At 37.6% G+C, this 20,564-nt stretch carries 17 protein-coding genes and 3 tRNA genes; 18 read left to right on the forward strand and 2 right to left on the reverse strand.

From position 1 onward, the window contains the following. Positions 1-198: 198 nt before the first annotated feature. Both AC0QT1_RS06970 and AC0QT1_RS06975 read right to left on the reverse strand, forming a co-directional pair. Positions 199-288 (reverse strand) — tRNA-Ser (locus tag AC0QT1_RS06970). A gap of 899 nt (positions 289-1,187) precedes the next feature. Next, a tRNA-Val gene (locus AC0QT1_RS06975) sits at positions 1,188-1,263 on the reverse strand. A gap of 175 nt (positions 1,264-1,438) precedes the next feature. On the opposite strand from AC0QT1_RS06975, the gene AC0QT1_RS06980 reads away from it, so the two are divergent. The 18 genes from AC0QT1_RS06980 to proS all read left to right on the forward strand — a co-directional run bounded on the left by AC0QT1_RS06980 (position 1,439) and on the right by proS (position 20,558). Beyond that, positions 1,439-1,515, forward strand: a tRNA-Asp gene (locus AC0QT1_RS06980). A 310-nt stretch (positions 1,516-1,825) separates the two neighbouring features. Further along, the gene (locus AC0QT1_RS06985; RefSeq protein WP_473200638.1) at positions 1,826-2,191 is read left to right on the forward strand and encodes an NADH-quinone oxidoreductase subunit A; all 366 of its coding nucleotides are present in this window, start codon (positions 1,826-1,828) and stop codon (positions 2,189-2,191) included. Then, positions 2,182-2,763, forward strand: coding sequence for a NuoB/complex I 20 kDa subunit family protein (locus AC0QT1_RS06990; protein ID WP_473200639.1), 582 nt, complete (start codon positions 2,182-2,184; stop codon positions 2,761-2,763). The genes AC0QT1_RS06985 and AC0QT1_RS06990 overlap by 10 nt, the downstream gene beginning before the upstream one ends. A gap of 9 nt (positions 2,764-2,772) precedes the next feature. Next, entirely contained in the window at positions 2,773-3,384 is a 612-nt protein-coding gene (locus tag AC0QT1_RS06995) for an NADH-quinone oxidoreductase subunit C (RefSeq protein WP_473200640.1), read from the forward strand. Between the two features lie 120 nt (positions 3,385-3,504). After that, the gene (locus AC0QT1_RS07000; protein ID WP_473200641.1) at positions 3,505-4,695 is read left to right on the forward strand and encodes an NADH-quinone oxidoreductase subunit D; all 1,191 of its coding nucleotides are present in this window, start codon (positions 3,505-3,507) and stop codon (positions 4,693-4,695) included. Then, positions 4,695-5,363 (forward strand): NADH-quinone oxidoreductase subunit NuoE, encoded by a 669-nt coding sequence (gene nuoE, locus AC0QT1_RS07005; protein ID WP_473200642.1) that lies wholly within the window; start codon positions 4,695-4,697, stop codon positions 5,361-5,363. The genes AC0QT1_RS07000 and nuoE overlap by 1 nt, the downstream gene beginning before the upstream one ends. Positions 5,364-5,507: 144 nt before the next feature. Then, on the forward strand, positions 5,508-6,815 hold the full coding sequence (gene nuoF / locus AC0QT1_RS07010) for an NADH-quinone oxidoreductase subunit NuoF (RefSeq protein WP_473200643.1): 1,308 nt from the start codon (positions 5,508-5,510) through the stop codon (positions 6,813-6,815). Positions 6,816-6,880: 65 nt separating this feature from the next. Then, positions 6,881-8,950 (forward strand): NADH-quinone oxidoreductase subunit NuoG, encoded by a 2,070-nt coding sequence (gene nuoG / locus AC0QT1_RS07015; RefSeq protein ID WP_473201961.1) that lies wholly within the window; start codon positions 6,881-6,883, stop codon positions 8,948-8,950. A gap of 22 nt (positions 8,951-8,972) precedes the next feature. Next, positions 8,973-10,019: an NADH-quinone oxidoreductase subunit NuoH gene (gene nuoH, locus AC0QT1_RS07020; protein ID WP_473200645.1), complete on the forward strand. Its 1,047-nt coding sequence runs from the start codon at positions 8,973-8,975 to the stop codon at positions 10,017-10,019. 14 nt (positions 10,020-10,033) lie between these two features. Continuing rightward, complete coding sequence (gene nuoI, locus AC0QT1_RS07025; protein ID WP_473200646.1) at positions 10,034-10,525, forward strand: NADH-quinone oxidoreductase subunit NuoI; 492 nt, start codon at positions 10,034-10,036, stop codon at positions 10,523-10,525. Positions 10,526-10,620: 95 nt separating this feature from the next. Then, positions 10,621-11,241 carry an NADH-quinone oxidoreductase subunit J gene (locus AC0QT1_RS07030; protein WP_473201962.1) on the forward strand — a complete coding sequence of 207 codons (621 nt, stop codon included), beginning with the start codon at positions 10,621-10,623 and terminating at the stop codon, positions 11,239-11,241. Positions 11,242-11,251: 10 nt separating this feature from the next. Further along, complete coding sequence (nuoK, locus tag AC0QT1_RS07035) at positions 11,252-11,560, forward strand: NADH-quinone oxidoreductase subunit NuoK (protein ID WP_473201963.1); 309 nt, start codon at positions 11,252-11,254, stop codon at positions 11,558-11,560. Between the two features lie 6 nt (positions 11,561-11,566). Further along, entirely contained in the window at positions 11,567-13,531 is a 1,965-nt protein-coding gene (nuoL, locus tag AC0QT1_RS07040; protein WP_473200649.1) for an NADH-quinone oxidoreductase subunit L, read from the forward strand. Then, positions 13,531-15,000 (forward strand): NADH-quinone oxidoreductase subunit M, encoded by a 1,470-nt coding sequence (locus tag AC0QT1_RS07045; protein WP_473200668.1) that lies wholly within the window; start codon positions 13,531-13,533, stop codon positions 14,998-15,000. The genes nuoL and AC0QT1_RS07045 overlap by 1 nt, the downstream gene beginning before the upstream one ends. Before the next feature lie 17 nt (positions 15,001-15,017). After that, positions 15,018-16,472: an NADH-quinone oxidoreductase subunit NuoN gene (gene nuoN, locus AC0QT1_RS07050; protein ID WP_473200650.1), complete on the forward strand. Its 1,455-nt coding sequence runs from the start codon at positions 15,018-15,020 to the stop codon at positions 16,470-16,472. Then, a complete protein-coding gene (locus tag AC0QT1_RS07055; RefSeq protein ID WP_473200651.1) occupies positions 16,472-17,281 on the forward strand; it encodes a biotin--[acetyl-CoA-carboxylase] ligase in 810 nt (269 codons plus the stop codon). Before nuoN ends, AC0QT1_RS07055 begins: the two co-directional genes overlap by 1 nt. Before the next feature lie 51 nt (positions 17,282-17,332). Further along, on the forward strand, positions 17,333-19,009 hold the full coding sequence (locus AC0QT1_RS07060) for a ribonuclease J (RefSeq protein ID WP_473201964.1): 1,677 nt from the start codon (positions 17,333-17,335) through the stop codon (positions 19,007-19,009). A gap of 220 nt (positions 19,010-19,229) precedes the next feature. Beyond that, on the forward strand, positions 19,230-20,558 hold the full coding sequence (gene proS, locus AC0QT1_RS07065) for a proline--tRNA ligase (protein WP_473201965.1): 1,329 nt from the start codon (positions 19,230-19,232) through the stop codon (positions 20,556-20,558). Positions 20,559-20,564: the final 6 nt, after the last annotated feature.

Genomic DNA, 20,564 nt, shown 5'->3' on the forward strand with positions numbered 1-20,564 from the left:
TGTCAAATAATAGGATTATTGGAAGAAATGAATCATCTCAAATTGCGATTCTGATCCAATAAAAACAAGACTCATGAAAGCGGCTCTAAACACCTCTTAAAGCTTCTCTGAGAACCGCCAAAAAGACCTTTAAAAAAAATGAATTGCTGCAAAACCTAGTGGCAAGCTACATCTATAACCTATTGATTCTATTTAAGATGGCGGAGGGGGTGGGATTCGAACCCACGGTACAGTCTCCTGCACGCCGGTTTTCAAGACCGGTGCCTTAAACCGCTCGGCCACCCCTCCAAACTTGAGTATGCTTTTTTACAAAGTTATTGCAAAAGGTCAATCATTTAAATGAGTTTCTAAACATTTTTAATAAAAGTTTTTGAATTCCAAACAAAGTAATCTCTAGACTACGGTTTTTTGAGAGTTACCTTTAAATCAGTAATTTTTCTCCTTTTCTATTCTGATGTTCACTCTCTCTCATATATGATCGTAAAAAATTATTATGAGAAAGCAAGATAAATTCATACAATTTCTATTTCAGTTCATGTAATAACATAAAAAACGATACCCTCATAATATAAGCAGAGTGCATCTTTTGATGCAGTGTTATGAGAATCAAAGCTGAATACTATAGCGATAATGCTCAGATATTATAGATATTCATATGATTTAAGAAAATCATAATGTTGTATGCTTTATTTATTTTAAAAATATATTTTTATTTTGTATATTAAATTTACAGATGAATAATTATCCTTATTTATAAAAAACATTAAGAAAATATATTATCAAAGCATTTCCCTTGTAGGTATGCTAAGTATTTGAAAAATATGTTAATATAGAATAAGAAGCTTACATTTATATGCAGATACAAAAGTGTTGTAAGGATTATTTTGAGCTCACATGTTGCAAAATAAAATTCTTTGTTTTCTTCAACAGAAAGGCAAATGGTAAACACCAAATCGAATTCTAATATAGACTCTCTTTTTGTTGACTACTTTTCGTAAGAAAAATATAAAACATTCTTAATTAGCTATTTCGCTTTAAAAAAATTAATAATTCAATCTTTTCAAAAGTGGATTTTAGTAAAATCATAGAGAATTTAGAAGATTCTATTCCCTTGCTTTTATTTGTATGTCCCTCACATTAAAAAAACATACTGATAATCAATAAGTTACATGAATTTTAAAAGCATATGGTGGGCGATGAGAGACTCGAACTCCCGACATCCTCGGTGTAAACGAGGCGCTCTACCAGCTGAGCTAATCGCCCGATGTAGTGATCAGCAATTGAATAGGCACTCTTTAAGGAAAAATTTTTGTAAACGCAAGAATAAAGATAATGTTTAATAATTTTTTTTAAAAAATGCATATCCATGCTTGACATAAACGAATGAACCCCTTACACGACCGCTTATACCAATATAATATTGGTTTGAAGAAAGTGCGCGGGTGTAGCTCAGTTGGTTAGAGTGCTGGCCTGTCACGCCGGAGGTCGCGGGTTCGAGCCCCGTCACTCGCGCCATTTTCATAATTTTTATGATATTTCGTTTTTTGAGTATAAACACTTATAATAAGGTATCTAGTCTTTAGAGCGTTACCTTTAGTCTGTTTCTTGAAATGCTGTTTTCCTTCTTTTTGCATGCTTTATAAGAATAGGGCTTGCGTCTTTCTTTGCTCTGCGTTACCTATGCCGCTAAGAAAAGCATCGTTCAACGTGTCCTTGAAGCAGTATGAGCGGAATTAACAGAATACTAGTATAATTTATCTGTTAGATTTAATAGTGTGGGATGACTGTATTGATTTAGGTCATTTCATTAAAGTGGAAGAGGATTATGACTCATTTATTGGGCTCTTATTTACCGATTTTGATTTTTATCATTGTTTCAGCCGTTATTGCTGGAGTTCTTTTAATTATGCCTTATATCGTAGCTTATCGTTCTCCTGATCCTGAGAAATTATCAGCTTATGAATGTGGGTTTAATTCATTTGATGATGCACGCATGAAGTTTGATATTCGTTTTTATTTAGTATCAATTTTGTTTATTATTTTTGATCTTGAAGTTGCTTTTCTTTTTCCTTGGGCAGTTTCATTTGCTTCGATAGGTATGTTTGGCTTTTGGTCGATGATTATGTTTTTAGCACTTTTAACCATCGGGTTTATATATGAATGGAAAAAAGGAGCTCTTGAATGGGATTAAGATCTAACAATTCAACAATTGCTGCTCCAAAACCCAAAGGGATTATTGATCCAAATACGGGGAAATTAATAGGCTCTGACGATAGTTTTTTTCGTGATATTAATGCTGAGTTATCAGATAAGGGTTTTTTAGTTACCTCTGCCGATGCTTTGATTACTTGGGCGCGTACTGGCTCTTTAATGTGGATGAGTTTTGGTTTGGCTTGCTGTGCTATCGAAATGATGCAATGTTCTATGCCTCACTATGATAATGAGCGTTTTGGATATGCTCCACGCGCTTCCCCCCGCCAATCGGATGTAATGGTGGTAGCGGGTACTCTAACAAATAAGATGGCTCCTGCTTTAAGAAAAGTGTATGATCAAATGCCTGAGCCACGTTATGTGATTTCTATGGGATCATGTGCAAACGGTGGTGGGTATTATCATTATTCTTATTCAGTTGTACGTGGGTGTGATCGTATTGTGCCTGTAGATATTTATGTTCCAGGGTGTCCTCCTACGGCAGAAGCATTACTATATGGTATATTGTTGTTGCAGAAAAAAATCCGTCGTACTGGTTCTATAGAGAGATAGGAGGATGTAATGGTAGATGAATCATTAGTTGAACTTTCTATCTATTTGAAAGATAAATTAGAAGATAAAATTGAGGAAACTATTTTTGTGTTTGGCGAATTGACGATCATATCACATCTCAATGCAATTACGGATGTTTTAATTTTTGTTCGTGATGATTCTCGTTGCCAGTTTATTAATCTTACAGATATTAGCGGTGTTGATTATCCATCTCGTGATAAACGTTTTGATGTCTCTTACCAACTCTTATCTCCTCGTAAGAATCTACGTTTGCGTGTAAAAGTGCGTACTGATGAGAATACTCCTATTGCTTCCGCTTGCTCAATTTATCCTGGAGCAGAATGGTATGAGCGTGAAGCATATGATATGTATGGGATTTTATTTTCAGGTCATCCAGATTTAAGACGGATTTTAACTGATTATGGGTTTGAAGGGCATCCTTTACGTAAAGACTTTCCTGTGACAGGATTTGTTGAATGTCGTTATGATAATGAAGCAAAAAGGGTGATTTATGAGCCTGTTGTTTTGCGACAAGAAATGCGTAATTTTGATTTTCTTTCTCCTTGGGAAGGGGAGCAGTATGTTATGCCATGTGATGAAAAAGCAGATGGTGAAAAATGATATTGGATCTGATAAGGTTTAGAATTAGCGTAGTAGGATTCTAAAGTAATTAAATCTTTTTAGTATGATAAGATTTTTATTAATGTTTGATATGGAGTTTTCTTTAACAAGGGGTTTATTGTGGCTGAGGTCAATGTTCGGAATTTTAACATCAATTTTGGACCGCAGCATCCTGCAGCGCATGGGGTTTTGCGCATGGTTCTGGAATTAGACGGTGAAGTTGTAGAACGTGTAGATCCCCATATTGGATTATTGCATCGCGGTACCGAAAAATTAATGGAGACCAAGACTTATCTTCAAGCTGGTCCTTATTTAGATCGTTTAGATTATGTTGCTCCTATGAATCAGGAGCATGCTTTTGTGCTTGCTGTTGAGAAATTGTTGGGTGTTGAGGTTCCTAAACGAGGGCAGTTAATACGTGTTTTGTTTTCTGAAATTGGGCGCATTCTTAACCATTTACTTAATGTAACAACACAGGCAATGGATGTTGGTGCCTTGACGCCACCGCTTTGGGGATTTGAGCAACGTGAAAGATTGATGATTTTTTATGAACGTGCGTGTGGAGCACGTCTTCATGCAAATTATTTTCGCCCTGGGGGTGTGCATCAGGATTTACCGGAATCTTTAATTGAGGATATTGGTAATTTTATTGACCCGTTTCTTATTGCTCTTGGAAAACTTGATGCGCTTGTAACGCCAAATCGGATTTTTAAACAGCGTAATGTAGATATTGGTGTAGTGAGTATTGATGAAGCTTGGGTACGTGGTTTTTCTGGAGTCATGATTCGTGGAGCTGGTGTACCATGGGATTTGCGTAAGAGCCAGCCTTATGAATGTTATAGCGAAATGGAATTTGATGTTCCTGTTGGAAAAAACAGTGATTGTTATGATCGTTATCTAATTCGTATGGAAGAGATGCGTCAATCAGCGAAAATTATGCGCCAATGCGTAAATCGTTTACTGAGTACCGAAAAAAATGGACCAGTTTCAAGCTTAGATCACAAAATTGTGCCCCCAAAGCGGTGCGAAATGAAAAGTTCAATGGAAGCATTGATTCATCATTTTAAACTTTATACGGAAGGTTTTCATACGCCTCCTGGAGAGGTATATGTCGCTGTAGAAGCTCCGAAGGGTGAGTTTGGGGTTTATCTCGTTTCCGATGGAAGCAATAAACCTTATCGTGTTAAGTTGCGTGCGCCTGGCTTTGCTCACCTTCAAGCTATGGATTTTTTAACCAGAGGTCATATGTTGGCTGATGCTACAGCTATTTTAGGTTCGATTGATATTGTTTTTGGGGAGGTTGATCGCTAATGTCTGTCCGTCGTCTTGCAGATGATATCTACCAACCCGCAGAGTTTTCATTTACAACAGAAAATCAAATATGGGTGAAAAAAACTATAGAAAAATACCCTGTAGGGCGTGAGCAGTCTGCTGTCATTCCGTTATTAATGCGTGCTCAAGAGCAAGATGGGTGGGTGACGCGCGCTGCAATTGAGCATATCGCCCAGCTTCTTTCTATGGCTTATATTCGTGTTCTGGAAGTAGCGACTTTCTATACTCAATTTCAGCTTCAGCCAGTTGGAAAAAAAGCACATATTCAAGTCTGTGGTACGACTCCTTGTATGTTACGTGGATCTGGTGAATTGATTAAAGTTTGTCAGAAAAAAATTCATCCTGAACCTTTTGTTACCAATCAAGATGGAACATTATCATGGGAAGAAGTTGAGTGTCTTGGCGCTTGTGTTAATGCTCCCATGGTTATGATTTTTAAAGATACTTATGAAGATCTTACAGCTGAACGTCTTGAAGAAATTATTGATGCATTTAAAGCGGATAAAGGTTCTGAAATAGCTGTTGGTCCACAAAATAGTCGTAAATCATCGGAACCGATTAATGGTTTAACTTCTCTTATTGATGAAGAAAAAAAGAACTCTTTTAAGTCTTCAAAGAAAAAAGATAAGGAGGGAATAGGGGTGTAGTAAGTATTTTTCTTGCGAAGATATTTCATTATTTTATCCATTGTGGCAATATTTAACTAAAAGTAAGAAATCGTAAGCAGATATTTAAAATTGCATTTGAGGAAAAGCTAATAATGCTATGGAAAAGAGAAAAAAGGATGGGATATGCTGGCTGATAAAGACCGCATTTTCACCAATATTTATGGTTTGAAGGATAAATCATTAAAAGCTGCAATGTCGCGTGGGCATTGGGATGATACAAAGGCGATTATCGAAAAAGGTCGTGATTGGATCATTGATGAGGTGAAGGCGTCAGGTTTGCGTGGGCGTGGAGGTGCTGGTTTTCCTACTGGTATGAAGTGGTCTTTTATGCCAAAACAAAATGATGGCCGTCCCCATTATTTGGTTGTGAATGCTGATGAATCAGAACCTGGTACATGTAAAGACCGCGATATTTTGCGACATGATCCCCATACTCTGATTGAAGGATGTGCAATTGCTACTTTTGCTATGGGAGCAAATGTTGCTTTTATCTATATTCGTGGTGAATATATTCGTGAGCGTGAAGCCCTTCAAGCAGCCGTTGATGAGTGTTATGATGCGGGCTTACTTGGCAAAAAAACAAAATATGGACATGCTTGTGATATTATTATTCATCATGGTGCAGGTGCTTATATTTGTGGCGAAGAAACAGCTCTTCTTGAAAGCCTTGAGGGGAAAAAAGGGCAGCCTCGTCTTAAGCCGCCATTTCCTGCAAATATGGGGATTTATGGCTGTCCAACAACAGTAAATAATGTGGAATCTATAGCTGTTGTTCCAACGATTTTGCGTCGAGGGGCTTCATGGTTTTCATCGATTGGACGTGCCAATAATGTTGGAACGAAATTATTTATGGTTTCAGGACATGTGAATGCGCCTTGCACATTTGAAGAAGCTCTTGGTGTTTCTTTTCGTGAATTAATTGAAAAACATACAGGTGGTATTCGTGGCGGATGGAATAATCTTTTAGCCGTTATTCCAGGAGGGGCTTCTTGCCCAGTCGTTCGTGGTGAGGATATGGTTGATGCGATTATGGATTTTGATGGGATACGAGATGTCGGATCTTCTTTTGGTACTGGTGGTGTGATTGTGATGGATAAATCAACCGATATTATTAAAGCAATTTGGCGTATAGCAGCTTTTTTTAAGCATGAAAGTTGTGGTCAGTGTACACCGTGTCGTGAAGGTACGGGGTGGATGATGCGTCTTTTAGGGCGTATGGTTGAGGGAAGAGCACAAAAACGTGAGATTGATCTTTTATTTGAGGTATCTAAACAGGTTGAAGGGCACACCATTTGCGCGCTGGGAGATGCCGCAGCATGGCCTATACAGGGGTTGATACGTAATTTTCGTCCAGAAATTGAGCGTAGAATTGATGATTATACGCGAAATGTAGTTCAAAGAAAAAATATTGCTTTAGAAGCAGTTGGATAGAGGATTTTGTTGTAAGAAAACCGGAATAAAAATTTTAAGTGGATTATCCGCAGTCTGGATGAGTGATGATAAATATCAAAGTTGATGGTAAAGAAATTGAAGTCCCTGATTACTACACATTGCTTCAAGCAGCTGAAGCTGCGGGTGCTGAAGTGCCACGCTTCTGTTTTCATGAATCTTTATCAATTGCTGGAAATTGTCGCATGTGTTTGGTTGAGGTTAAGGGAGGGCCTCCAAAACCTCAGGCTTCTTGTGCCATGGGGGTTCGCGATTTACGATTAGGGCCAAATGGTGAAGCGCCAGAAATTTTTACCAATACAGAAATGGTAAAAAAAGCACGTGAAGGTGTCATGGAGTTTCTTCTTATCAATCATCCTTTGGATTGTCCTGTCTGTGATCAAGGAGGAGAATGCGATCTTCAAGATCAAGCAATGCTCTATGGGCGTGATTGCTCTCGATATACAGAAAACAAGCGTGCAGTAGAAGATAAGTATATTGGGCCACTCGTAAAAACTGTTATGACAAGGTGTATTCATTGTACACGTTGTGTTCGTTTTACGACAGAAGTTGCAGGTATTTCCGAGCTTGGGTTGATAGGTCGTGGTGAAGATGCTGAAATTACTACATATCTTGAAAAAGCAATGACATCTGAGTTGCAGGGAAATGTTATTGATCTCTGTCCAGTAGGGGCTTTAACTTCAAAACCTTATGCATTTCACGCACGTCCATGGGAATTGGCTAAAACGGAATCAATTGATGTTATGGATGCCCTTGGTAGCGCTATTCGCATTGATAGCCGTGGTCGTGAAGTTATGCGCATTATGCCGCGTACAAATGAAGATGTAAATGAGGAATGGATTTCTGATAAGACGCGCTTTATTTGGGATGGATTGCGGACTCAGAGACTTGATAAGCCCTATGTGCGGAAAGATGGAAAGTTTCATCCTGTAAGTTGGACAGAAGCTTTTGCAGAAATTAAAATGGTGATTTCTAAAACTTTGCCAGAAAAAATTGGAGCGATTGCTGGAGATCTTGCGTCTGTTGAGGAAATGTATGCGCTTAAAAAATTGCTTGTTTCATTGGATTCTCAGGTTTTTGATTGTCGTCAAAGAGGAATGGCTTTATCTCCTGAATTAGGGCGTTCGAGTTACATTTTTAATCCAACAATTGCCGGAATTGAACAAGCTGATGCACTGCTTATTGTGGGATCTAATCCACGTCATGAGGCCGCTGTTTTAAATGCACGTATTTTAAAGCGCCAACGGATGGGACATTTTCCCATCGGATTAATTGGAGAAAAAGTCGATTTACGTTATCCTTATTCTTATCTTGGCTCTGGTACTGATGCGTTGAGTGCACTTGTTGGTGGAAAAGATTCTTTTTTAGATATCTTAAAAGAAGCGAAGAAACCACTTATTCTTATCGGGGAGGGTGCTTTTTCAGGTCAAGAAGGCTTGTCTGTTTTAAAAAATCTTGCAAAATTAGCTGATAATATCGGAGCTCTTAGTGAGGAATGGAATGGATTTGGTGTTCTTCACACTGCAGCGTCAACTGTTGGCGGATTAGATATTGGTTTTACTTCTAAACTTGGAGTTGCAAATATTATTAAAACTTGTGAGGTTTTATTTTTGCTTGGTGCTGATGAAGTAGAATTAGCCAATACAAAAGCTTTTACAATTTATATTGGTAGCCATGGCGATAATGGTGCACATGCTGCGGATGTTATTTTGCCAGCATCGGCTTATACTGAAAAATCAGGGCTCTATGTAAATACAGAAGGGCGTGTTCAAATGACAAATCGGGCTTGTTTTGCTCCAGGTGAAGCAAAAGAGGATTGGGCTATTTTACGTGCTTTATCGGATATTTTAGGACGAAAACTTCCTTTTGATTCGCTTTCTCAATTAAGACAGAGCTTATTTAATGACTATCCACATCTTTGTGCTATTGATGATATAGCGCCTTCTGATATAGATGATCTTAAAAAGCTTGGTTCACAAATGATTGCTTTGGAGCGGCAAGCATTTACTTCTATGGTTAAAGACTTTTATTTGACAAATCCGATAGCACGTGCTTCTGCAGTTATGGCTGAATGTTCAGCTCTTGCAAAGAATCATGTTATACAAACTGTAGAGTAAGGGCAGAGGAAAAGGAATAATAATGTATGATTTCTTTATGACTTGGCTATTGCCATTACTTATTATAATTGGAAAAACACTTCTCCTTTTGGTTGTTCTCTTGGTCTTGGTTGCTTATCTTCTTTACGCAGATAGAAAGATTTGGGCAGCGGTACAATTGCGGCGTGGTCCGAATGTTGTTGGTCCATGGGGATTGTTGCAGTCTTTTGCGGATTTAATTAAATTTGTTGTTAAAGAGCCTATTATTCCTTCTGGTGCTAATAAAGGTGTTTTTCTTTTAGCACCTTTTGTTTCTGCTACGCTTGCTTTATCAACGTGGGCTGTTATACCAGTTAATGAAGGCTGGGAAGTTGCAAAGATTAATGTTGGGTTGCTTTATATCTTAGCTATTTCATCTCTTGAAGTTTATGGCGTTATTATGGGAGGATGGGCTTCAAATTCAAAATATCCTTTCTTAGGGGCTCTTCGTTCGGCAGCGCAGATGGTATCTTATGAGGTTTCTATTGGATTTGTGCTCGTTACTGTTATTTTAATAAGTGGTTCACTAGATCTTACAACAATTGTCTCTAAACAAAGCCACGGACTTGGTACGACTCTTGGTCTTCCTTTTAACAGTTTTCTTGATTGGAATTGGCTCGTCCTTTTCCCAATGTTTATTATATTTTTTATTTCTGCACTTGCAGAGACAAATCGTCCTCCCTTTGACTTAGTAGAAGCAGAATCTGAACTTGTTGCGGGGCATATGGTTGAATATTCTTCAACGCCTTACATGCTTTTTTTTCTTGGTGAGTATGTTGCTATTGTATTAATGTGCGCCTTAACAACTATTTTATTTTTAGGTGGTTGGTTGCCACCGTTGGATGTTTGGTGGCTTAATTGGGTTCCTGGAGTTGTTTGGTTTGTTTTAAAAGTTTGCTTTGTATTTTTTTGGTTTGCTATGGTTAAAGCGTTTGTTCCACGTTATCGCTATGATCAGCTCATGCGGCTTGGTTGGAAAGTGTTTCTGCCACTCTCATTGGCAATGGTTGTGATAACCGCTGCTTTTTTAAAATATACTGCTTTCGTTTAAGAGGAGATTTCGCGATGTCAGGTTTTATTCAAGCAGCAAAGTCACTCCTTTTATTGGAATTTGTAAGTGCTTTTTTCTTAGCAATGCGTCAATTTTTTTCGCCAAAGCCTACGATTAATTATCCTTATGAGAAGGGATTTGTTTCTCAACGTTTCCGTGGCGAACATGCACTACGTCGCTACCCAAATGGTGAAGAGCGATGTATAGCGTGTAAATTATGTGAAGCGATTTGTCCTGCACAAGCCATTACAATTGAAGCAGGACCACGACGCAATGATGGTACACGTAGAACTATCCGTTATGATATAGATATGGTTAAGTGTATTTATTGCGGATTTTGTCAAGAGGCTTGTCCCGTTGAAGCTATTGTAGAAGGACCAAATTTTGAGTTTGCAACAGAAACACGTGAAGAACTTTATTATGATAAAGAAAAGCTTTTAATGAATGGAGATCGTTGGGAGCGAGAAATTGCTCGCAATATATTGATGGACGCACCTTATCGTTAAGTGTATCCTCGCATGAGGTATCGGATAATCTTTCCGATGAATTTTAATCTGGTATGAAATTTTATACCAATTGTTTATTAATTGAGGAGAAGCCTATGCTAACGGATCTAGCGGCGGCATTTTTCTATCTGTTTGCTTTTATTATGCTTGCAAGTGCAGTTGTTGTTATTACAGCTCGCAACCCTGTGCATTCGGTGTTATTTTTAATATTAGCATTTTTTAATGCTGCGGCTTTATTTTTGCTTGCAGGAGCAGAATTTTTGGGGCTTATTCTGCTCGTTGTTTATGTTGGTGCTGTAGCAGTTTTATTTTTATTTGTGGTTATGATGCTTGATGTTGATTTTGCAGAGTTAAAAAATGGTGCACTTCGCTATGCTCCTATTGGAGCGCTTGTTGGGAGCATTGTTGCTTTAGAATTAATATTTGTTTTTGTTCGTGGTAGATTTTCTCCAGTTCTTATACCACATATTACGCAACCCATGCCAGATTTAATGCAGCGATCAAATACACAAGCATTAGGCGATATTCTTTATACGGATTATGTTTTCTATTTTCAGATTGCTGGAATAATTTTATTGATTGCAATGATTGGTGCAATTGTTTTAACACTTCGTCATAAGTCAGGTGTAAAGCGACAATCTATTGCGGTGCAAGTTTCTCGGACCGTGGAAAGTGCAATTGAAATCAAACAAGTTGAATCAGGTAAAGGCATTTAAGGGGGGAGATATGCACATTGACATTACGCATTATCTTATTGTTTCTGCATTGCTATTTACAATTGGTATTGCTGGAATTTTTCTCAATAGAAAGAATGTGATTATCATTTTGATGTCTATTGAGCTTATATTGCTTTCAGTCAATCTTAATTTTGTAGCATTTTCAGCATTTCTTCATGATCTTGTTGGTCAGATATTCGCTTTATTTATCTTAACGGTCGCGGCTGCTGAAGCCGCAATTGGTTTAGCGATTCTTGTCGTCTTTTTCCGCAATCGTGGTTCTATTGCGGTTGAAGATGTTAATGTAATGAAAGGCTAACCAGTAATGTATTATACGATCGTCTTTCTTCCGCTTTTTGGCTTTTTAATTGCTTCTATAGGTGGAAAAACTATCGGAGATCGCGCGAGTGAATTGGTGACATGTAGCTTTATGGTGATTGTTGCCATATTATCGTGGATGGCTTTTTTGAATGTTGCACTTGGTCATGTTCCAGTCGTTGATGTATTGGTATTACATTGGCTTGCTGTTGGTGATTTAACTTTTGATTGGGCTTTACATATCGATACATTAACAGCTGTCATGCTCGTTGTTGTGAATAGTGTTTCAGCATTAGTGCATATTTATTCAATTGGTTATATGCATCATGATCCTTCAAGATCCCGTTTTTTTTCTTATCTTTCTCTATTTACATTTATGATGCTTATGTTGGTGACATCTAATAACTTGATTCAAATGTTTTTTGGATGGGAAGGTGTGGGACTTGCTTCTTACTTACTCATTGGTTTTTGGTTTCAGCGAGATTCAGCCAATAAAGCTGCGATGAAAGCTTTTATTGTTAATCGTGTTGGAGACTTTGGTTTTCTCTTAGGAATCTTTAGCATTTTTGTTTTATTCCAAACAGTTGATTTTGCCTCTATTTTTGCAAAAGCTGCAGATAAGAGCTTCGTACAAAATCTAACATTTTTAGGTTGGCAGATTAATGGGCAAACGGCAATTACTGTCACATGTCTTTTATTGTTTATTGGTGCGATGGGAAAATCAGCCCAATTTCTTTTACATACATGGCTTCCTGATGCAATGGAGGGACCAACTCCTGTGTCAGCGCTTATTCATGCGGCAACAATGGTAACGGCTGGCGTTTTTATGGTTGCGCGTATGTCGCCAATTTTTGAACTTTCTTCCATTGCTTTGACAGTAATTATTATTGTTGGAGCAACGACTGCATTTTTTGCTGCAACTGTAGGACTGGTACAAAATGATATTAAGCGCGTAATTGCCTATTCTACGTGTTCACAGCTTGGCTATATGTTTGTTGCATTAGGTGTTGGAGCTTATGGAGCAGCTGTTTTTCATCTTTTTACGCATGCTTTTTTTAAAGCTTTATTATTTCTTGGGGCGGGCTCTGTAATTCATGCTGTGTCTGATGAACAAGATATGCGAAAAATGGGCGGGTTACGCAAGCATATAAAGGCAACTTATTGGATGATGATGATAGGAACAGTTGCATTGACAGGTGTCGGAATTCCAGGAACACTCTTTGGGACTGCAGGTTTTTTTTCCAAGGATGCAATTATAGAATCTGCTTTTGCATCACATAATATTGCTTCAGGATATGCTTTCTCTCTTCTTGTTTTTGCTGCTTTCTTAACCAGTTTTTATTCATGGCGCCTTATATTTATGACATTTCACGGTAAACCACGAGCAACAGTTGATGTTATGCATCATGTTCATGAATCCCCTCCGGTTATGTTAATTCCACTGTTTATTTTATCTATTGGAGCAATATTTGCTGGTGCCTTTTTCCAACCTTACTTTTTTGGTGATTTGTATGATGTTTTTTGGAAGGGAGCGCTTTTTACAAATGATCACAACCATATCCTTCATGATTCTCATAACGTATTTAATTGGGTCAAATGGTCGCCCTTTATAGCGATGATTTTTGGCTTTATATTAGCCTGTTTCTTTTATATTTCTTTTCCTTCTCTTCCTAAAAAATTGGCTGGGATTATGCCAGGAATTTATCATTTTCTTTATCAAAAATGGTATTTTGATCAACTCTATAACTTTTTGTTTGTTCGTTCTGCTTTCAGAATTAGTTTCTTTTTTTGGAAAGTGGGGGACGGTAAGATTATTGATGGTCTAGGTCCGAATGGTATTGCAGCGCGTGTCGTTGATATTACAAACAGAGTTGTTCGGATGCAGACAGGCTATCTTTATCACTATGCATTTGCGATGCTTATAGGCATTGCATTGCTGATCACATGGATGATGATCGGGGGCGTAAACTGATGACCGATTGGCCTATTCTTTCTACGGTTACATTTTTGCCACTTATTGGTGTGCTGCTAATTTTGTTTATCAAAGACGATAGCGAAGTAGCACGGCATAATATACGCAATGTAGCATTTTTTACGACTGTGTTTGTTTTTATTATTTCCTTAATTGTTTGGGCAGGTTTTGATCATACAGATGCTCATTTTCAAATGGTGGAGAAAATCGATTGGTTAGGAGGGGGGATTAGCTATCATATGGGAGTTGATGGTATCTCTGTCCTCTTTGTAGTTCTCTCGGCTTTTCTTTTGCCTTTCTGTATTTTAGCGAGTTGGGAAAATATTAAAGATAGCTTAAAAGCCTATATGATTGCTTTTCTTCTTCTTGAAGTTGCAATTATTGGAGTTTTTTGTGCTCTTGATGCAATATTGTTTTATGTTTTTTTTGAAGGCAGCCTTATTCCAATGTTTATTATTATAGGGGTTTGGGGAGGCGCACGTCGTGTTTACGCAAGTATAAAGTTTTTTCTTTACACTTTACTTGGTTCAGTGTTGATGCTGGTTGCTCTTATGGCTATGTATTGGGAAGCTGGCACACTTGATATACCAACTTTATTAGCTTACCAATTTCCTGCGCATATGCAAATTTGGTTATGGCTTGCATTTTTTGCTTCTTTTGCAGTTAAAATGCCAATGTGGCCTGTTCATACATGGTTGCCTGATGCTCATGTAGAAGCACCTACAGCTGGCTCGGTTATTTTAGCTGGTGTTTTACTCAAATTAGGTGGGTATGGTTTTCTTCGTTTTTCTTTACCAATGTTTCCTATTGCTTCGGCTACTTTTGCTCCTTTGGTTTTGACGTTATCGCTTATCGCTATTATTTACACATCACTGGTTGCACTTGTTCAAAATGACATAAAAAAACTTATTGCTTATTCCTCAATAGCGCATATGGGATATGTAACGATGGGTATTTTTGCTGCCAACGCACAGGGTATCCAAGGTGCTATTTATCAGATGCTTTCGCATGGAATTGTTTCAGCTGCTTTATTTCTTTGTGTCGGGGTTATTTACGATCGTCTCCATACACGTGAAATTTCAGCTTTTGGTGGTCTCGTTAACAACATGCCCAAATATGCTGTTGTTTTCTTAATTTTTACTATGGCAAATGTCGGTTTGCCTGGGAGCTCAGGATTTTTAGGTGAATTTTTAACTTTAATAGGTGTTTTTCAAGTCAATAAATTGATTGTTGTTTTTGCCACAACTGGTGTTATTTTATCCGCTGCCTATGCACTTTACCTTTATCGGCGTGTGGTTTTTGGTTCGTTGGATAAAGAGAATTTAAAAGTCCTTATTGATCTTTCTACAAGAGAAAAATTTATCCTTTATCCGATGGTTGTTCTTACAATATTTTTTGGTATCTATCCAACGCCTATTCTTAAAGCAACGGCGTTTTCCGTAGAAGCCCTCATCAATAAACTGCATTAGATAAGGGAAGAATGTTCATGCAAACTGAAATAATAGCGCAATTAGTCTTAATTCTTCCAGAGATTTTAATAGCATTGGGAGGGATAGTCTTTCTTTTGATTGGTGTCTACTCCAATACGCGTTCCTTTTTAACGGTGACAGGGCTTTCCATTGCTCTTCTTGTTGCTGCCATTGTTATTATTATCGTTTTTCCGAAAAGTGGTTTATTTCAGACCAATGCACTCATTATTGACTCTTTTGGTCGTTATATGAAAATTTTGACGCTCATTGGCGCACTGTTTGCTCTTATTATGTCTGTTGCTTTTACGAGTTCTCAAAAGTTTGATGTATTTGAATTTCCGATACTCGTTCTTTTAGCAACTCTTGGTATGATGCTGATGATTTCAGCTGGTAATATGCTCTCACTGTATATGGGGTTAGAATTACAATCCTTAGCTTTGTATATCCTAGCTGCGATCAATCGTGATAATGTGAAATCTTCTGAAGCCGGTATCAAATATTTTGTTTTAGGAGCATTGTCTTCAGGATTGCTTCTGTATGGTATTTCTTTGCTTTATGGTTTTACTGGTCAAATTGGCTTTCATGAAATTGCTATTGCTTTAAAAGGTAAAAATTTACAATTAGGGGTTATTTTTGGAATTGTTTTTATTTTAGCTGGTTTGGCTTTCAAGATTTCTGCCGTTCCATTTCATATGTGGACACCTGATGTTTATGAAGGAGCACCAACACCTATTACAGCATTTTTTGCTGGGGCTCCTAAAGTTGCTGCGATGGCACTCATTATTCGTGTTATTGTTACAACCTTTATGCCATTAGGGAGTTCTGATGGCTCTATGCCTGCGTGGCAACAAATTTTGGTGTTTATGGCGATTGCATCGATGATACTTGGCGCATTTGCTGCAATTGGACAGAGCAATATTAAGCGTTTAATGGCTTATTCATCAATCGGTCATATGGGATATGCGCTTGTTGGTTTAGCTGCTGGAGATATACTTGGGATAAAAAGTGTTATTCTCTATATGACTATTTATTTGGGCATGACACTTGGTTCTTTTGCTTTTATTCTTGGAATGCGATCCAGTAGCGGAAATGTTGAAAATATTTATGATCTTTCAGGGTTGATAAAGACTAATCCATTTATGGCTGTTGTGATGACCATACAGCTTTTTTCCTTAGCAAGTATACCGCCTATGGCTGGTTTTTTTGGGAAATGGTATACATTTTCTGCTGCTGTTCATGCTGGACTTACTCCCCTTGCTATTGTTGGGATGATAGCGTCTGTTGTGGGGGCTTTTTACTATTTGCGCGTTATTAAAATTATGTGGTTTGATGAAGCAAAGGCGCGTTTTATTATGTTGTCCAATGAGCTTCAATTTTGTCTCGGTCTTTCTGCACTTTTTATTTTGTTTTATATGCTTTTGGGAGCTTGGTTTGCTGATTTAGCAGAAACAGCAGCAGCTGCATTGTTTTAATGAATATGGTTTACATTTTATCGGATTTTGTAAAAAAACAAGGATACACTGTTGAAGCATACGAACGTATTGATTCAACAAATCTTATTGCAAAAGAAAAAGCACAAGCTGGTCATCCAGGTTATCTTTGGGTTGTCGCACAAGAACAATTACAAGGAAGAGCGAGAAGAGGCAGGACATGGTTTAGTCCGAAAGGGAACCTTTATTCTAGCCTTTTGTTAATGGATGATATTGTTCATCAAACTGCTGCTCAGCTTGGTTTTGTTGCAGGCGTTAGTGTGGTAGAAGCAGTAAAACAATTTATAAAGGATGAAAAGCAATCAAACAATATCGTTAGTTTAAAATGGCCAAATGATATTTTGCTAGGAGGAGCGAAAAGCTCTGGAGTTTTGCTTGAGATTTTTAAAATGCCATCACAACAGTGTGCATTGGTTATCGGTATTGGAATAAATGTAAAACATCATTATGAAGATGCGCCATATCCTACTTCAAGTTTAAATAATATTGGTTTGTATATTGAACCAGAACAGTTATTTACAGTTTTGGCTGAGTGTTTTTCTAAAAATTATCTTCTTTGGAAACAACCAGAAGGAGCTGATATAATTCGTAAAAAATGGCTTTTATATTCTGCTCATCTTGGGCAGCATATAAAAGTATTCAATGATAAAAAAGTCATCGAAGGTATTTTTGATGGTCTTGATAGTGATTTTAATTGCCTTGTAAAACAAAAAAATGGTCAACAAGCCATTATAACAGCTGGAGATGTCCATTTTGGTTTGGCAGCTTCTCTTAATGCAGGTTGTTATTAGTTGATAATCTATTTTCACTATCAGATTATCTTGATAATTTAGGAGATGTTTATGGTTGCAGCCAACGAGAGTGAATTTGTTTTTTTGCCTTTAGGAGGGGTAGGTGAAATAGGGATGAATCTCGCTGCTTATGGGTTTGGTCCCGAAAATCTTCGTGAATGGCTTCTTGTTGATATGGGAGTGAGCTTTGCTGGTCCTGAATTACCAGGAGCAGATCTTATTTTACCTGATATTCGTTTTCTAGAAAGTGAAAAACATAATGTGCGTGGTCTTATTTTAACCCATGCTCATGAAGATCATTATGGTGCTGTCCTCGATTTATGGCCAAAGCTTAAAGTCCCGCTTTACTGCACTCCTTTCACAGCAGGATTATTGGAGAGTAAAAAGCAATCAGATTTTGGGTCTCATAAAATTGCATTCAATATTTTTCAATCTGGTGATTGCTTTCAGATTGGTTCCTTTGCAATTGAAGCTATTGCCGTTAATCATTCAATTCCAGAATCTGTATCTTTAGCTATTACAACGTCTTTGGGCACTATTATCCACACTGGCGATTGGAAAATTGATCATACACCTTCTCTTGGAGCTATAACAGATGAAAAGCGATTTCGCATTTTAGGCAATAAAGGTGTTTTAGCATTGCTTTGTGATTCCACGAATGCATGTCGAGATGGTATAACACCATCAGAACAACAAGTTCAGACAAGTCTTTCTGAAATTCTTTCGAAAGCTGAGGGGCGAGTTGCAATAGTTACTTTTTCTTCGAATGTTGGGCGGATACGTTCAATTGCTCTGGCAGCTGAATCTGTCGGACGCCAAGTTCTTGTTGTTGGACGCTCGCTAAAGCGGAGTATTATGGTTGCGCAAGAACTTGGTTATATGAATGGTTTAGCTCCATTTGTTACGGAAGATGATTATGGTCATATCCCACGAAACAAGATTGTTTTAATTGTGACAGGTAGTCAAGGAGAACCGTGTGCTGCCTTAGCAAAATTGTCACGCAATGGAATGAGAAATATTGCACTTTCTACTGGTGATACTGTTATTTATTCGTCACGAAGTATACCAGGAAATGAAAAAGCTATTATTGAGATACAAAATCGTTTCATTGATATGGGCGTTAAAGTTATTACAAATGAGGAGGCTCTTGTTCATGTTTCAGGTCATCCTCGTCGTTTAGAACTTATGCAGATGTATGATTGGACAAAACCAAAGATACTTGTTCCTGTACACGGAGAAGCAATACATCTTACTGCTCAGGCAACTTTAGCGCGTCAAGCAGGTATTGAAATTGTTACAGATATTAGAAATGGCAGTATATTACGTCTTGCACCAGAGCCTGTAGAAGTCATTGATCAAGTTCCTGTTGGTCGCATCTATAAGGATGGTTGCCTTATTGGAGATGAGGATGAATTAGGAATCCGTGAACGTCGCAAATTAAGTTACGCTGGTTACGTTGCTGTTTCCCTTCATATGAATAGTAAGCATGAATTATTGAGCGATATTGGTTTAACCACATTCGGACTACCTGAAAGTAATGGAAAAGGGGAGAATTTGAAAGATATTCTCTTAAATGTTGTGGAAAATACATTTTACAACATTCCACGGATCAAACGAAAAAATAATGAACTTATTCGAGAAGCAACGCGGCGTGCAGTAAGGGCAGCTGTCAATGAAGCTTGGCAAAAAAAGCCTATTTGTACAGTTTTTTTACATCAGTCAAAATGAAGTATTTTAGTTTTATGTTATTTTCTTTTTAATGAAAAAAAGAGAAAACTAAATTATAAGATTATTTTATCGTAAAAAATAAGCTCGATAAGGACTAGAGCACATAAATTTTTAAAAATATGATCGTTATGTTTGCAAGCCTTCAGAAGGTAGCTATAGAGGAAGTATCTACTTTAAATTGTTTCAATATGATAGATCTGATTAGGAGTTAATTATTTCAATGCGTCTTTCTCAATATTTTCTTCCACTTTTAAAAGAGAATCCTAAGGAAGCAGAGATTGTTTCTCATCGATTGATGTTGCGTGCAGGGATGATTCGCCAACAAACATCAGGGATTTATTCTTGGCTCCCATTGGGTAAAAGAGTGCTTGATAAAGTTTGTAAGATTATTCGTGAAGAGCAAGAACGTGCTGGTGCTATAGAAATATTAATGCCTACAATTCAATCTGCTGATCTTTGGCGTGAAAGTGGCCGTTATGATGATTATGGTTTGGAGATGCTTCGCATTAAAGATCGTCAAAAACGTGATTTGCTTTATGGTCCGACAAACGAAGAGTTGGTAACAGATATTTTTCGTTCTTATATTCGTTCTTATAAAGATCTTCCACTTAATTTATACCATATTCAATGGAAATTTCGTGATGAAATCCGTCCACGTTTTGGTGTGATGCGCTCACGAGAGTTTTTAATGAAAGATGCCTATTCTTTTGATCTTGATTATGAAGGTTCTCAAACATCTTATAATCGTATGTTTATTGCTTATTTACGCACTTTTGCTCGTCTTGGCTTAAGGGCAATTCCTATGCGTGCTGATACAGGTCCAATTGGTGGTGAACTCAGTCATGAATTTATTATTTTGGCTGAAACAGGAGAGAGTGCCATCTTCTGTGATAAACAATTTCTTGAGCTTACTGTTCCAGACAGTTCAATTGATTTTAATGATACAATAATTTTAGCTGATATTGTTAAACAGTGGACGTCTTTTTATGCAGCGACAGAAGAAATGCATAATGAAGAAGAGTGGGCTAAAATTTCTGATCAGAGTCGTCTTTCAGCGCGTGGTATTGAAGTGGGGCATATTTTCCACTTTGGCACGAAATATTCTGCTCCAATGGGAGCAAAAGTTATGGGACAAGATGGAAAAGAGCATGTTGTCTCTATGGGATCTTATGGCATTGGACCTTCGCGTCTTGTTGCAGCAGCTATTGAAGCTTCTCATGATGAAAATGGTATTATTTGGCCAAGCTCTATGGCGCCATTTGACTTTGGGATCATTAATATGAAACCAGAGGATGAGAAATGTACACTTACGTGTGAAACTCTCTATCGGGGATTAAGACTTGCTGGATTTGACCCATTATTGGATGATAGAGATGAGCGTCCCGGAACTAAATTTGCAACAATGGATTTAATTGGCCTACCAACACAAATAATTGTTGGGCCTAAAAGCATCGCGCAAAATAAAGTTGAAATTAAAGATCGAAAAACAGGTGTCAAAGAATCTCTAATGGTTGAAGATGTACTCAAAAAGTTTTCTGTAGTTTTATAGGCAATA

The organism is Bartonella sp. P12B, assembly GCF_055796185.1.

Excerpts from the sequence above, each read along its gene's own strand:
- nuoH (WP_473200645.1), top strand. The coding sequence starts at position 8,973 with ATGTATGATTTCTTTATGACTTGGCTATTGCCATTACTTATTATAATT.
- nuoE (WP_473200642.1), top strand. The coding sequence starts at position 4,695 with ATGTCTGTCCGTCGTCTTGCAGATGATATCTACCAACCCGCAGAGTTT.
- AC0QT1_RS07055 (WP_473200651.1), top strand. The coding sequence starts at position 16,472 with ATGAATATGGTTTACATTTTATCGGATTTTGTAAAAAAACAAGGATAC.
- proS (WP_473201965.1), top strand. The coding sequence starts at position 19,230 with ATGCGTCTTTCTCAATATTTTCTTCCACTTTTAAAAGAGAATCCTAAG.
- nuoI (WP_473200646.1), top strand. The coding sequence starts at position 10,034 with ATGTCAGGTTTTATTCAAGCAGCAAAGTCACTCCTTTTATTGGAATTT.
- AC0QT1_RS07060 (WP_473201964.1), top strand. The coding sequence starts at position 17,333 with ATGGTTGCAGCCAACGAGAGTGAATTTGTTTTTTTGCCTTTAGGAGGG.
- AC0QT1_RS07045 (WP_473200668.1), top strand. The coding sequence starts at position 13,531 with ATGACCGATTGGCCTATTCTTTCTACGGTTACATTTTTGCCACTTATT.
- AC0QT1_RS06985 (WP_473200638.1), top strand. The coding sequence starts at position 1,826 with ATGACTCATTTATTGGGCTCTTATTTACCGATTTTGATTTTTATCATT.
- AC0QT1_RS06990 (WP_473200639.1), top strand. The coding sequence starts at position 2,182 with ATGGGATTAAGATCTAACAATTCAACAATTGCTGCTCCAAAACCCAAA.
- AC0QT1_RS06995 (WP_473200640.1), top strand. The coding sequence starts at position 2,773 with ATGGTAGATGAATCATTAGTTGAACTTTCTATCTATTTGAAAGATAAA.
- nuoK (WP_473201963.1), top strand. The coding sequence starts at position 11,252 with ATGCACATTGACATTACGCATTATCTTATTGTTTCTGCATTGCTATTT.
- AC0QT1_RS07030 (WP_473201962.1), top strand. The coding sequence starts at position 10,621 with ATGCTAACGGATCTAGCGGCGGCATTTTTCTATCTGTTTGCTTTTATT.
- nuoN (WP_473200650.1), top strand. The coding sequence starts at position 15,018 with ATGCAAACTGAAATAATAGCGCAATTAGTCTTAATTCTTCCAGAGATT.
- nuoG (WP_473201961.1), top strand. The coding sequence starts at position 6,881 with ATGATAAATATCAAAGTTGATGGTAAAGAAATTGAAGTCCCTGATTAC.
- nuoL (WP_473200649.1), top strand. The coding sequence starts at position 11,567 with ATGTATTATACGATCGTCTTTCTTCCGCTTTTTGGCTTTTTAATTGCT.
- nuoF (WP_473200643.1), top strand. The coding sequence starts at position 5,508 with ATGCTGGCTGATAAAGACCGCATTTTCACCAATATTTATGGTTTGAAG.